10 protein-coding genes are annotated in these 13,502 nt (G+C 60.6%); 7 read left to right on the forward strand and 3 right to left on the reverse strand.

From position 1 onward, the window contains the following. Positions 1 to 82: 82 nt before the first annotated feature. Complete coding sequence (locus tag LOY43_RS10200; protein WP_258709542.1) at positions 83 to 1,540, forward strand: helix-turn-helix transcriptional regulator; 1,458 nt, start codon at positions 83 to 85, stop codon at positions 1,538 to 1,540. On the opposite strand, the gene LOY43_RS10205 is transcribed toward LOY43_RS10200, so the two are convergent. Together LOY43_RS10205 and LOY43_RS10210 are read right to left on the reverse strand one after the other, a co-directional pair. Next, on the reverse strand, positions 1,517 to 4,405 hold the full coding sequence (locus LOY43_RS10205; protein ID WP_258709543.1) for a helix-turn-helix transcriptional regulator: 2,889 nt from the start codon (positions 4,403 to 4,405) through the stop codon (positions 1,517 to 1,519). The two genes, LOY43_RS10200 and LOY43_RS10205, sit on opposite strands and share 24 nt — an antisense overlap. 125 nt (positions 4,406 to 4,530) lie before the next feature. Further along, entirely contained in the window at positions 4,531 to 4,962 is a 432-nt protein-coding gene (locus tag LOY43_RS10210; RefSeq protein WP_095124796.1) for a helix-turn-helix domain-containing protein, read from the reverse strand. A gap of 210 nt (positions 4,963 to 5,172) precedes the next feature. Here LOY43_RS10210 and LOY43_RS10215 point away from each other — a divergent pair, with 210 nt between their 5' ends. The 6 genes from LOY43_RS10215 to ycaC all read left to right on the forward strand — a co-directional run bounded on the left by LOY43_RS10215 (position 5,173) and on the right by ycaC (position 11,683). Further along, positions 5,173 to 6,096: a LysR family transcriptional regulator gene (locus tag LOY43_RS10215; RefSeq protein WP_095047593.1), complete on the forward strand. Its 924-nt coding sequence runs from the start codon at positions 5,173 to 5,175 to the stop codon at positions 6,094 to 6,096. 111 nt (positions 6,097 to 6,207) lie between these two features. Next, the gene (locus LOY43_RS10220) at positions 6,208 to 7,953 is read left to right on the forward strand and encodes a hypothetical protein (RefSeq protein WP_258709544.1); all 1,746 of its coding nucleotides are present in this window, start codon (positions 6,208 to 6,210) and stop codon (positions 7,951 to 7,953) included. A gap of 118 nt (positions 7,954 to 8,071) precedes the next feature. Then, a complete protein-coding gene (locus LOY43_RS10225) occupies positions 8,072 to 8,488 on the forward strand; it encodes a DoxX family protein (protein WP_220558517.1) in 417 nt (138 codons plus the stop codon). Continuing rightward, a complete protein-coding gene (locus tag LOY43_RS10230) occupies positions 8,481 to 9,107 on the forward strand; it encodes an antibiotic biosynthesis monooxygenase (RefSeq protein ID WP_258709545.1) in 627 nt (208 codons plus the stop codon). Before LOY43_RS10225 ends, LOY43_RS10230 begins: the two co-directional genes overlap by 8 nt. A 43-nt stretch (positions 9,108 to 9,150) precedes the next feature. Then, entirely contained in the window at positions 9,151 to 10,989 is a 1,839-nt protein-coding gene (locus LOY43_RS10235) for an amidohydrolase (protein WP_258709546.1), read from the forward strand. Between the two features lie 70 nt (positions 10,990 to 11,059). Beyond that, complete coding sequence (ycaC, locus tag LOY43_RS10240; RefSeq protein WP_007913541.1) at positions 11,060 to 11,683, forward strand: isochorismate family cysteine hydrolase YcaC; 624 nt, start codon at positions 11,060 to 11,062, stop codon at positions 11,681 to 11,683. A 318-nt stretch (positions 11,684 to 12,001) separates the two neighbouring features. On the opposite strand, the gene LOY43_RS10245 is transcribed toward ycaC, so the two are convergent. Continuing rightward, positions 12,002 to 13,429, reverse strand: coding sequence for a mechanosensitive ion channel family protein (locus tag LOY43_RS10245; RefSeq protein WP_258709547.1), 1,428 nt, complete (start codon positions 13,427 to 13,429; stop codon positions 12,002 to 12,004). Positions 13,430 to 13,502 lie beyond the last annotated feature (73 nt).

Here is a 13,502-nt window from a genome sequence, read left to right on the forward strand (position 1 = left end):
TGTCCGTCTGGCGCACCCGTATGTCCGAATTGAGTCTCGTGTAGCGGTTGTCGCGTCATCTGAGGCTGCCAATATAGTTGGCATGGATAGCCTCATCGATTTGAACACGGCGTCGGTGCTGCATTTCGGCCCCTACGCCTTCCACCTGCGCCAACGGCTGATACTCGACGGAGATCGGCCTTTGCGCATGGGTGGTCGTGCGCTGGATATTTTGCAAGTGCTGGTCGAGCGTGCCGGGCGAGTGGTCAGGAAGGAGCAATTGATTGCCCTGGTTTGGCCAACGTCGGTGGTCGAGGAGATCAACCTGCGCGTGCACATCGCCGCGCTCAGGCGTGCCTTGGGTGACGGCGAAAACGGTCAGCGCTACATCGTTAATGTGCCGCAATGCGGATACAGTTTTATCGCCCCGGTGCGCTGCGACAGCGTCGCGCAAGTGGTCTTCGAGGGTCTGCAAACGCCCGAACATAATCTGCCGGCGCGATTGACACCGGTCGCCGGGCGCGACTCGCTGGTCGGCGGGCTGGTGCGGCAAATGCCGCTGTGTCGGCTGATGACCGTCACGGGCGCGGCTGGTGTGGGTAAATCCACTGTCGCGTTGCGGGTCGCGGGACTGCTGTTGCAGTACTACAGAGACGGCGTGTGGCAGATTGATCTGAGCTTGACCGACGATGACACACCGCTGCTCGATCAGGTGCTGGGCACCCTCGAAAGCGATTTGCCCGGACTGTCCACTCGCCATGCGTTGCTGCTGCTGGATAACTGTGACCACCGTCTCGCCGCTTGCCGGGCAGCGGTTGAAACGTTGCTTGAGGCCGCTCCCCGGCTGTCGATTCTCGCCACCAGCCGCGAGGCCTTGCAGGTCGGTCTGGAAACCCTTCAGGGCGTGCCACCGCTGACCCTGCCGAAACGTTCCGCAGGCGATTGCATCACTGAAGCCATGGGCCATTCTGCGGTGCAATTGTTTGTCAGCCGCGCTCGGGCGCGACAGCATGATTTCTGCTTGCGTGAACAGGATGTCAAAGCCGTCCTTCAGATATGTCGCCAACTCGACGGTTTACCGCTGGCGATCGAACTGGCGGCGGCGCAGATCGATGCCTTGGCATTGGTCGGCTTACAGGCGCAAATGAGCAATGGCCTGCATGTGCTCAGCCATGGCCGGCGCACGGCGGTGCCGCGGCACCAGTCGATGCAGGCGGCACTCGACTGGAGCTATCAACGCTTGAGCGAGCAGGAGCAACGCGCGCTGCAGCGTTTATCGGTGTTCAAAATGGCGTTTACCCTGGAGGCGGCACTGGCGGTGATCAGTTGCCCGCAACTCGCGTCGTCGCGGCTTGCCGCGATCATTGAAGGCCTGACGTGCAAGTCATTGCTGGTGGTGGAACGAGGCGGCAGTGCAGGCCGATACCGAATGCTCCACACCACTCGCTGCTATGCGCGCAAGCAACTGGAGCGTTGCGGTGAAGGGATTGATCTTGAGCGCCGGCATACGCTCTATATCAACCGGATACGCCGGGCCTCAGGCGTGCCTGTGCTCGCGTAGTTCGTCAATGAGCAAGCGTACCTTGCGCAAGTCCGGAGTCGCGTAGCCTTCGGTGAAGCGCTGATAGATCGGCGTGAGCAAATCCAGCGCCTCTTGGCAGCGCGATTGGCGCCGCCAGAGTTGCGCCAGTGAGGTGGCACTGCGCAGTTCCCAGGCGAGCGCGCCTTGGCTGCGGGCGATGGTCAGCGATTGTTGCAGGAGTGCTTCGGCTTCCTTGAGGGCCTCTTCGCGAGCAGGCTCGCTCCCACATGGGTTCTGAGTACACCCAAAATTCCTGAGGGAGCGAGCTTGCTCGCGAAGGGCCCCGTCCAGGCAATCCGGATCGTCTTTCAATAACGCAGCAGCCCGAGCCCGCAAAATCTCCGCCGTGCTCCATCCCGCATCACCACTCAGCGCTCGCTCAAACAGTGCGTCATCCACAAAGCGGTCATCCAGCGTCACCATGATTTCACGAATCAGCCCACTGCTGTCCTTCGGCACGGGCGTGCTGGGTTGCGTGTCGATCACCTGCGCGTAATGTCGCGCCCACGTGTTGAACAGCAGCACCGAATGCTTCTGCGATTGTTCCAGCAGCAGTTGCAACAGCGCCCGGGCGTTCTGCTGATCGCCGTTGTAATGAGCGATCAGGCAACTGGCCAGTGCCAGGGTGTAACAAATCGAGGTGCCATGGTCGATCTGCACGGCAATATCCAGGGCCAGTCGCGCCGAATGCCACGCTTGCTCCGGCAATCCCTGCATCCATAGCACCCGCGCCAGCACCGTCAGCGACGCGACACTCTGGTCGTACTGCACACCAAAACCGTGGGTGAAGCGGTTGACGTGGCCGCTGTGCGCCATGCGCTGCAGCACCTGCTCGGCATGAATGCGCGCCTGCGGCTGGTCGCCGGCATAGTGCAGGGCCAGGACCCGTAAACGGTGGGTGCTCAATGACAGCAGTGGGTCGCCGTGCACGCCGAGGCGATCGAAGTGCTCACTCTGCGCCAGCGCCATGCGGTAGTGTCCGCAACTGAGGTTGACCGCCATGTGTCCGGACACCGCGCGCAATTGCCCGGCGACGTCGTCGTGCTCAATGGCCAACTGGCGAGCCTCAACGAACGCCTGGATGGTTTCCGGGGTGCCTCCCCACGTGTGATAACAGGCACTGCCGAGGGCCAGTTTCAGGGAGATTTTCAGACGCGGGCAGGGTTCGCCGAGTTCATCGAGCAGGCTCAGCGCCCGCCGCACATAGCCGCCATACTCCTTGAGCAGCGACAACTCTTGCCACAGGGGCGCCGACGCTGCTGTCAGGCGAATTCCCAGACTACCCGGGCCGACACCGTTCAGGCTCCAGTCCAGCGCCGCGCGCAGGTCTTCCAGCCCTCGGGCGTAACGCTCGATCCACAAAGCCGTCGGTGTCATTTCCCAATCGCTTTGCGCCTGTTGCATCAATGCCAGGCAGCGTTCGGCATGGCGTTCGCGGGTTTCTTCGCATTCGGCGGCGTGCTCGAGTTTTTCCAGTGCATAGCGGCGGGTCGTGTCGAGCAGACGATAGAACACCTCTTCGTCACCGACTTCGACGCTCAGCAGGGATTTCGCCACCAGTTGGGTGATCGACACAAACACCACGCCGGGGTCGATTTGTTGGCCGACGATTACCGCCGCTGCGGACTCCAACGTAAAACCACCGCAAAACACGCCCAGACGGCGCAGGCAGGTTTGCTCGCAAGGGTCGAGCAGGTTGAAACTCCAATCCAGCGTGGCGCGCAGAGTAAGGTGTCGCTCAAGACTGCTTTGATTACCCGCTGCCAGCGGTGGCAAACGGCCCTGCAGTTGGCTCAGCAACCCTTCCAGGCCCAGTTCGGCGACCTGCGCTGCCGCCAGCTCCAGCGCCAGTGGAATACCGTCGAGTCGGTGGCAGATTTCGATCGCTTGCGGCAACTGCGCATCGCTCAGTTCAAAGCTTTCCTGCGCGGCCGTGGCCCGTTCGATGAACAGTTGCAGCGCCGAATATTCCAGCGCTTGCTGACGATTCAATGTCGCGTTCATCAATGGGTATTCGAGCGAATCGAGACGCTGCACGAATTCGCCTTCCGCCCGCAGGCTCTCGCGGCTGGTGGCGAGGATATGCACCTTCGGCGCGCCGCGCAGAATGCTTTCGCTGAGCATCGCGACGGCATCGATCAGGTGTTCGCAGTTGTCGAGCAGTAACAGCATCTGTCGCTGTTGCAGGCCATTGACCAGCGCCGCCAGCGGATCGCCTTCGGGGAGTGCCAGATCGAGCAGGGCGGCCAGGTGTGAGCAAATCAGCCGTGGATCGTTGAGCGGTGCCAGGTCCACCAGCCGAATACCGTCGCGGTAATGCCCGATCAACTGCTCGGCCACGCGCAAGGCCACCGTGGTCTTGCCGATCCCGCCGGGGCCGACCAGGGTGATGCAGCGTTGGCGCGGTAACTGCGTCATCAAGCTATCGACCAGCGCTTGGCGGCCGATCATGCGCGTGCGCCGCAAGGGCAAATTGTGCCGACCGCCAGCATCGCCCACAGGACGCTCCTCCATGGATTGCGGTAGAACCGGGGCGACGAAACTGTAACCGCGTTGCGCCACGGTGATGATGTAACGCTGGCCGGCCTGACCGTCGCCGAGGGCTTTGCGCAGTGCCGCCATGTGCACACGCAGGTTGATGTCCTCGACCACGCTGTCCGGCCAGACCCCAGCCATCAGTTGTTGCTTGCTCACCACTTCGCCGGCATGGGCCAGCAGAATCAGGAGGATGTCCATCGCCCGTCGGCCCAGGCGCAATGGCTGCTCGCCTTCGAGCACCAAGCGTTGGCCGGGATGAATCCGATAGGGGCCAAAACCGAGGGCCTGATTCGGGGAAAGACTCAACAGCTCACTCCTGCGGTGCTGCGGCGGACAGAGCGGAGTAGGGCCGGGCGCGTGCGCAGGCCTTCTATTCCGGGGTGTCCCGGCATAATCCTCAGGTTTGAGCGTCAGTGCAACGGGGGCCGCGATCAAAACATGGCGGGTTGTGAACGCTGGGCTTTGGGTTCACGCATGATCTGGCAGCGCCAGGCAAACGGATTAATGCCCTCGCTGCGGGTAAACATATGGCAGAAATGCGCCTGATCGCAGAACCCGCATTCCAGGCTGATTTGCGTCAGGCTCAGGTCGGTGTGCTGGATCAGCAGCTTGGCTCGCGCGAGGCGCTGGGTGCGAATCCAGTCCTGCGGCGATAACCCGGTACTGCATTTGAAGGCGCGGGAAAAATGGCTGCGTGACAGTGAACAGGCGCGGGCCAGTTCGGTCACTTCCAGGCTTTCGCCCAGACGTTCTAGGATCAGTTGTTTGACCTGTCGTTCGCGCTGCGGACTGAGTCCGCCGATCCCGGTCTTGCGTGGTTCGTTGGCAGGGGCGAGGGCGACGCTGTGCTGTAAGTGAGCCATGGCCAAAGTCCGTGTCGATGGGGAATGCACGTCGGCGCATCCCCTCAGGTCAAAAAAACAACGCTGCGCAGAGGGTTTCATTGTTGGCCGAGGGCGGGCGGCTGACGAGTTAATCGTTGTTAATTCCATGCTGGAGTTGCGCCCACAGTCCGGTTCATCGCGTAAAGTGCGTAGCACTTGCGTCTGGCTGGCTATAAGGAATCCGTGCCCATGAACCGTAACGATCTGCGTCGCGTCGACATGAACCTGCTGGTGATTTTCGAAGCGCTGATGTTCGAAAAGAACCTGACCCGCGTCGCCGAAAAGCTGTTCATGGGGCAACCGGCCGTCAGCGCCGCGTTGGGGCGTTTGCGCGATCTGTTCGATGATCCGTTACTGCTGCGCAATGGTCGCGGCATGGAGCCGACCGCGCGGGCGCTGGCGATTCTCAAAGAGCTGCAACCGGCGATGGACGTCATCTCTGGTGCGGTCAGCCGGGCCAAGGAGTTCGAACCGGCGAGCAGTTGCGACGTGTTCCGCATCGGTTTGTCGGACGACGCCGAGTTTGGTCTGTTTCCGCCGCTTTTACGTCAGCTTCAGCAAGAGGCGCCGGGGATTGTCGTGGTCGTGCGCCGCGCAAATTACTTGTTGATGCCGGCACTGTTGGCCTCTGGAGAAATCTCCGTCGGTGTCAGTTACACCACGGAGTTGCCGGCCAACGCCAAGCGCAAAAAACTGCGCGACATTCCCTGCAAAGTCCTGCGCGGCGACGACCGTCCGGGGCCGCTGTCCCTCGACGAATACTGCGAGCGCCCGCATGCAATGGTGTCGTTCTCCGGCGACCTGAGCGGCAACATCGACATGGACCTGGCCAAGGTCGGCCGTACCCGCCGCGTGGTCTTGGGCGTGCCGCAATTCAGCGGCCTGCGCGCCTTGCTTGCCGGCACCGAGATGATCGCCACCGTGCCGGATTACGCTGCCTGCGCGTTGGTTGAGGGCTGTGCGTTGCGCGCCGAAGATCCGCCGTTCCCGATTGATGCTGCGCAATTGTCGATGGCATGGAGTGGGGTGCATGACAACGATCCGGCGGAAAAATGGTTGAGATCACGGATCAGCCAGTTCATGGCGGCGCCGCTGGATATTCCCGTGATGTGAGCGTCCGTTCGTCTGAAAAAGAGCCAGACCTGTTAGTTCTGACAGTGGCGCATCTCCGTGTTCCGATGTCTGATTGGCCCATGCCGAAGGGTAGCCAAAAAGGACGTGAACATGGACGCGCTAATACCTGCGCTGAACAACAGCAGTCTGCCTCCGCTCTCCATCAAAGAAAGTCGCCCTGACGGCTTGTTGGATCCAGAGGCCGCTCGGTACAACCTGACGGTAGAAATCGACTTCGACTGGCAGGCAGAAGACAGTCTCACGATCACGTGGGCGGGTACGCCAGGTTCTGGATCCTACACATCACCGCGTATACCGATCGGCCGATTTGCGCGACCTTTCCAGACCCACATTGACAACCTCTTGGTGGCTTTCAACTTCGAGCAAACCGTCATCGTCACCTACACGGTTTACCGTGGCACTGAACCGCCTGTAGCTTCACAACCATTGCCGCTTTACATCACACGCATCAATCAATTGAATCTGCCTCGTCCATTTATCCGACAGGCCGACAACGACGGTCAGGGAAGTGAGCTGAATGTCAGTAACCTTTCCGAGTTCACCTTGCGAATCAATGCGTGGTTACTGGGCAGGCGCGGCAATCCCTTCTGGCTGAAGCTCAAAGGCATCCATGCCGATGGCAGTGATTTCGAGGCGTCGTACTGGCAAGCGCCGGACAATGTGGTCGATGACGAATTCAACCGCTTCGGTTTCTTCGAACAGAACTTCTCTGCTGCACCACTGCAACGTCTGCATGATCGCAGCGTGCTGTCGCTGAGCTTCATGGCCGGGCTGCAAGGCAGTCAGGATGCATCCCTTGCGCAGCCATTTGCACATCGGAACTACATCGTACTGACAAGCGCCCCCAGTGGGCCGAGGATATCGTCAGTCACCGATCTTGATGGAGACATACTCGATGGCGCGGACACCCGATACACCACTGTCACGCTGAGCGGCAGTGCTAGCGACACAGTGGCTGTGTTCGATGGCCCGACCAGGCTCGACACGGCCGATGTTGTTGACGGTATCTGGCAGTACGTCGCGGCTGACCTGACCGGTGGATCGCATGAGTTTACGGTGAGGTTGGCGGATGGCAGCGGAAGCGCCTCAAATGCAAGGCGAATCAACGTCGTGACGCAAAACCTGCCGGTGAGGATTGCCGAGGCTCCCGATAACCTCAACCTCGATCCGCTTAGCGCTGTCACAACCCTGACTGCTTTGGTGGATCTCGACGTGCAGCCCAGCGATATGGTTTCAGTGGCGGTGAAAGCTGCTGATGGCACTCCTCCCGCAGGTTCGCACACCACCACGCCGGTTGCGGCCGGCACCACAAGGCCGATCAGAATCAGTTTGCCCGTATCGTTGGTGCCATTCAGCATTGGAAAAATAATGGAGGTGACGGTTACCTGGACCCGAGGCACTTCCGCGCTGGAGACCTCGCAACCTCTGCGTCTCAACGTGTTGCCGATTACGCTGAGTCGACTCGCGGCTCCGGTGATCACTCAGGCCAACGGCACTGACATTCTCGATCTGAAAGATGTCCAGTCCGGCGCGAGTCTGATGTTTGGAATATGGCCGCATATTTCTATGGGACAACGAATCTGGCTTTTTTTGGAGGGGGAGAGAAACACCGGCGCACACAATCTGCAGATGTGGGTGGGCACCACTAACATGGTGCATCGGGCCTGGGTGACGAACAGTGGTTACACCGCGCTTGTTTCGGCCAATTATCTACGGCTGCTGAAGGATGGCAGTAAGCTGATCATTCGGTTCCGCGTCAATCTGGATCAGGTTGCAAATTTTGATACGGCAACGGTATTTCAGACACAGGAGTACACAATCCGAGCAGTGCCTTGAAATCAAAACCTCAGCCAGTGTCATCGTGTAACAGTCGTCGCAACTGAGCACATCCGTGCAATTTCCCCCCACCCGTCATTGGCATGATTCAGGCCAATGACATTTCAAGGGTGGGGTCATGAACGCTTCGCAACGAGAAGAACGGTCGCGGGACCTCGGTTTGCTGTTCCTGCGGGTTAGCGGCGGGTTGTTTCTGCTGTGGGTGCACGGCTTGCCCAAGCTGCTGGACTTCACCGCGCAACTGCAACTGATCGAAGACCCGTTCCACCTTGGATCGCACCTCACCTTGATCCTGGCGATCTTCGCCGAAGTCCTCTGTCCACTACTGATCGTCGCCGGGTTACTGGCGCGATTGGCCTGCGTGCCTATTCTCTTTGTGCTGCTGGTGGCGCTGTTGGTCGTGCATCCGCAATGGAGTGTGGCTGAAGGGCAGTTCGGCTGGTTGCTGTTGATCCTGTTTACCACTGTGTTGATCGTCGGGCCGGGTCGGCTGGTGATTCCTGTTCGTTTGCCCGGAGTGCTGCGTTATGCCTGAAGTCCTCAATCCACAAACGCCGGGGGCCGATGAGACGGTCACGCTGATCATCAAGCATCGGGTCAAGGCCGGTTTCGAGTCAGCGTATGAGGCCTGGCTGCGCAATATCGTCCGCGTCGCGAGCCAGCGTGAAGGCCATTTGGGTGTGGACGTGGTGCGCGGCAAGCGCGGGCGTCTCGATTTTTACACTTGCGTGCTGCGTTTCAGCTCTACCGAAGCGATGCAAGGCTGGCTGGAGTCGCCGCAGCGTCAGGCACTGGTCGCCGAAGCGGCGCCGATGCTGGCTGACGGCGATCAGACTGAAGTCGCGCCGATCAAGGAATTCTGGTTTACACCACTGGCCGATGCCGCTTCGCCGCCGCCGCGCTGGAAGCAAGCGGTCGTCACGCTGCTGGTGATTCTGCCGCACACCTTGCTCGTGCCGCTGATCTGGGGACCGCTGCTGGCGCTGCATCCGATTCTTTCCAACTACGTGATCGCCACGTTCCTGATCACCCTGACCATCGTTCTGTCGGTGGTGTACGTGGTGATGCCGCCGGTCACCCGCTTGTTTACGCCGTGGCTCGAAGCCAGCCAGGCGCATGAACACCTCGATTCCCAAGAGACCTCGCCACGCTGAGCGCGCGGGGTTTGCTCCTTTTCACTTTGCTTGAGGAACTGCGATGAGCGCCGATCTGATTCTCTTCAATGGCCAATTTCATACCGTCGACCGCACCAAACCGCTGGCCAGTGCCGTGGCGATCACCGACGGCCGCTTCGTGGTCGTTGGCAACGACAACCAAGCCATGGCCCTGCGTGGGCCGAACACGCAAGTGGTCGACATGCACGGTCGCTGCGTCATTCCGGGTCTCAACGACTCGCACTTGCACCTGATCCGTGGCGGTTTGAACTACAACCTCGAACTGCGCTGGGAAGGCGTGCCGTCGTTGGCCGACGCCCTGCGCATGCTCAAGGATCAGGCCGACCGCACGCCGACCCCGCAATGGGTGCGCGTAGTCGGTGGCTGGAACGAATTCCAGTTCGCCGAAAAACGCATGCCGACCCTCGAAGAAATCAATCAGGCTGCGCCGGACACCCCGGTGTTCATCCTGCACCTGTACGACCGCGCGCTGCTCAACCGCGCCGCGCTGCGTGTGGCCGGTTACACCCGCGACACGCCGAACCCGCCGGGTGGCGAGATCGTTCGCGATGCCAACGGCAATCCGACCGGCATGCTGGTCGCGCGGCCTAACGCGATGATCCTCTACTCGACGCTGGCCAAGGGGCCGAAGCTGCCACTGGAGTATCAGGTCAACTCGACCCGCCAGTTCATGCGCGAACTCAATCGCCTCGGCCTGACCAGCGCGATCGATGCCGGCGGTGGTTTCCAGAACTACCCGGACGATTATCAGGTGATCGAGCAACTGGCCAAAGACGACCAGTTGACCGTGCGCATCGCCTACAACCTGTTCACCCAGAAGCCGAAAGAAGAGCTGAGCGATTTCCAGAACTGGACCGGCAGCGTCAAGTTACATCAGGGCGACGACTTCCTGCGCCACAACGGCGCCGGGGAAATGCTGGTGTTCTCGGCAGCCGATTTCGAAGACTTCCTCGAACCGCGCCCCGATCTGCCGCAAACCATGGAAGAAGAGCTGGAGCCAGTGGTGCGCCACTTGGTCGAGCAGCGCTGGCCGTTCCGTTTGCACGCGACTTACAACGAATCGATCAGTCGCATGCTCGACGTGTTCGAGAAGGTCAATCGTGACATCCCGTTCAACGGTTTGCCGTGGTTCTTCGACCACGCCGAAACCATTACCCCGCAGAACATTGAACGGGTGAAAGCGCTGGGCGGCGGCATCGCGATTCAGGATCGCATGGCGTTCCAGGGCGAATACTTTGTCGACCGTTACGGCAAACAAGCCGCCGAAGCGACGCCACCGATCAAACGCATGCTCGCCGAAGGCGTACCGGTCGGCGCCGGCACCGACGCCACGCGGGTGTCCAGCTACAACCCGTGGACTTCGCTGTACTGGATGGTCAGCGGTCGCACCGTCGGCGGTCTGGCCTTGTACGAAGAAGGTTTGCCACGCACCACCGCACTGGAACTGTTCACCCATGGCAGTGCCTGGTTCTCCTCGGAGCAGGGCAAGAAGGGCCAGATCAAGGTCGGGCAACTGGCGGATCTGGCGGCGCTGAGCGCGGACTTCTTCCATGTCGAAGAAGAAGCGATCAAGTGGATCGAGTCGGTACTGACCGTGGTCGGCGGCAAGATCGTTTACGCCGCCGGCGACTTCGAAGACCTCGGCCCGCGCTCGATTCCGGTGCTGCCGGACTGGTCGCCGGTGGTGAAAGTCCCGGGCCACTGGCGGCAAAATTCGCCGTTGCAGGCGCAGGTTCATCAGTGCAGCGGGCCGTGTGCGGTGCACACCCACAGCCATGAAAAGGCGCGGATGTCGAACGCACCGGTCAGCGACTTCGCCGGTTTCTGGGGCGCGTTCGGCTGTTCCTGCTTCGCTTTCTGATTTCCCCTGAAGCGCCGGCCATCCGGTCGGCGCTCAACGCTTCATCCATCCGTCCATCAGGAGTTTTCCCATGAGCGTTCCTTACACACGTCTGAACAAAGATGATGCGGTTGTATTGCTGGTCGATCACCAGACCGGTCTGATCTCGCTGGTCCAGGATTTCACTCCGAACGAATTCAAGAACAACGTGCTGGCGCTGGGCGACATCGCCAAGTTCTTCAAGCTGCCGACCATCCTCACCACCAGTTTTGACGCAGGTCCCAATGGTCCGATCGTGCCTGAATTGCGCGAGCAGTTTCCGGATGCGCCGTTCATTCAGCGCCCGGGGCAGATCAATGCGTGGGACAACGAAGATTTCGTCAAAGCGATCAAGGCAACCGGTCGCAAGCAACTGATCATCGCCGGTGTGGTGACTGACGTTTGCGTGGCGTTCCCGACCTTGTCGGCGATTGCTGAAGGCTACGAAGTGTTTGTGGTGACCGACTCGTCCGGCACTTTCAACACCACCGTGCAACAAGCGGCGTGGGCGCGGATGTCGGCAGCGGGTGCCCACTTGCTGAACTGGTTCTCGGTGGCGTGCGAGCTGCAGGGTGACTGGCGCAACGATATGGAAGGTCTGGCGCATCTGCTGTCGGAGCGTCTGCCTAACTATCGCAACCTGATCAATAGCTATACCAAGTTCACTGCCAAGTAATCGGCTGATCCTGAAAAGCCCCTCACCCTAGCCCTCTCCCGGAGGGAGAGGGGACTGACCGAGGGGTTCTTTCGAGGTACGCCGACGTGCGATACCGAGCCGAACTTCAGTTTTGAACAGCTTGAAGATCGGCTCCCTTTCCCTTCGAGGTCTTGGGGAGAGGGGCTGACCGAGGGATATTTTTCGGGATATGCACCGACGGGAATCGAGTCGAACTCCGTACTTGAAGCAAACGGAGATCGGCTCCCTTTCCCCCTCGCCCCCCTGGGGGAGAGGGCTGGGGTGAGGGGGGAGGCTTTTGATCTTGATCCTGTCGCTTCAACGCTTCTGCAACCAAGCGAGAAACCCACCTTTCCTCACCGCCACCGGTTTGCCCATCAACGCGAGGCGACTGTTCTGCTGCCGCACCGCCTGCAATTTATTCAACGCCCGACCCACTTCCGTGCGCTGCTCCATGCACTCACGAGTCAGGCTCTTGTCGAGCCGATAAATGATGCTCGACGTCAACGCCGTGAACGTCGCCTGCGACGGTGTATCCGCCAGAATGCTCTGTTCACCCATGACCTCGCTCGGCCCCATCCGCCCGGCCTCAACCTTGCTGTCGCCGTCCGCCACGGTCGCACTGACCACCCCGGTGGCAATCACAAACAGACTGTCCGGCACCTCATCCAGATCCAGCACCACTTGGCCCGCCGTGTACTGCTGCGCGACCATCGATTCCGCCAGCCGATCACGCTCTTCACTGCTCAGCGAGCGGAAGATTTTCACCTCATCGAGCAGCGCTCGGGCACGGGTCGACGGCTCAATCACACCGTCCGGATGCCGCGAAATACCTGCTGCTTCGAGATGCCGATGGGCGAGGTCGAACAATTGATTGCGCACTTCGCTTTTCTTGCCAAGCTCGGCGATGAAACCGCTGGCGACGTATTCCGACATGGTTTCACCGGCCTCTTTCAGCACGGCTTTCGGCGCTGGCGTCAGCAACAGAGAACTGCTGCCCTGCAAGGTGCGATCAAGCGCATCCAATACCCGGCGCGGGCGAATGTGATTCGGCACCTGAATGCTGATCGACACGCCATGCATGTTGTTCGGGCGGCTGAGGTTGACGATTTTCGCCTTGGCCGCCACCGAGTTCGGCACCACGGCCATGGTCCCGGCGCTGGTCAGCAGGTGCGTGGCGCGCCAGTCGATGTCGAAGACTTTGCCTTCGACGCCGTCGATCACCACGAAATCATCCACCTGATACGGCTTGGTGGTGTTGAGCACGATCCCGGAAAACACATCGGCCAAGGTGCTTTGCAGCGCCAGACCGACAACGATGGCGACCACGCCGGAGGTTGCCAGCAAGCCTTTTACCGGCAGCTCCAGCACATAACCGGCCGCGGCAACGGTGGCGACCAGAAAGACCAATGCGCCAATCACGTCTTGCAGCAAACGGCCGCTGTGGCCGATGCGGCGCATCAGCGCCAGGCCGATGACTTCGGTCAGCACCCGCGCAGCGTACAGCCACCAGAGAATCCCCAACGCCGTCGCACCCAGTTGCGCCACGCGGTCATCGGTGAATTGTGGTGCTTGCAACGGACTGACGCCGGCGTTGATCACCAGCGCCGTGAACGCCAGGAACAGCACCAGGCGCACACCGACTCTCGGGGCGCGATGGGTGAAGGGCGAGAAGTGCCAGAGCACCGCGTCGAGCAGCAGCAAAGCGGCGCTGAAGGACAGCAGGTGGGTGTAGAAAAAGGTCATGGCCGGTGCTCCGCAGTGTCTGCCAATAAAAAGATCGCAGCCTGCGGCAGCTCCTACAGAAAATTGCATTCCA

Source organism: Pseudomonas sp. B21-041 (genome assembly GCF_024748675.1).
Lineage (GTDB): Bacteria > Pseudomonadota > Gammaproteobacteria > Pseudomonadales > Pseudomonadaceae > Aquipseudomonas > Aquipseudomonas neuropathica.

Coding starts and splice junctions, on each gene's coding strand:
- LOY43_RS10235 (WP_258709546.1), top strand. CDS start 9,151: ATGAGCGCCGATCTGATTCTCTTCAATGGCCAATTTCATACCGTCGAC.
- LOY43_RS10210 (WP_095124796.1), bottom strand. CDS start 4,962: ATGGCTCACTTACAGCACAGCGTCGCCCTCGCCCCTGCCAACGAACCA.
- ycaC (WP_007913541.1), top strand. CDS start 11,060: ATGAGCGTTCCTTACACACGTCTGAACAAAGATGATGCGGTTGTATTG.
- LOY43_RS10215 (WP_095047593.1), top strand. CDS start 5,173: ATGAACCGTAACGATCTGCGTCGCGTCGACATGAACCTGCTGGTGATT.
- LOY43_RS10245 (WP_258709547.1), bottom strand. CDS start 13,429: ATGACCTTTTTCTACACCCACCTGCTGTCCTTCAGCGCCGCTTTGCTG.
- LOY43_RS10220 (WP_258709544.1), top strand. CDS start 6,208: ATGGACGCGCTAATACCTGCGCTGAACAACAGCAGTCTGCCTCCGCTC.
- LOY43_RS10200 (WP_258709542.1), top strand. CDS start 83: ATGGATAGCCTCATCGATTTGAACACGGCGTCGGTGCTGCATTTCGGC.
- LOY43_RS10230 (WP_258709545.1), top strand. CDS start 8,481: ATGCCTGAAGTCCTCAATCCACAAACGCCGGGGGCCGATGAGACGGTC.
- LOY43_RS10225 (WP_220558517.1), top strand. CDS start 8,072: ATGAACGCTTCGCAACGAGAAGAACGGTCGCGGGACCTCGGTTTGCTG.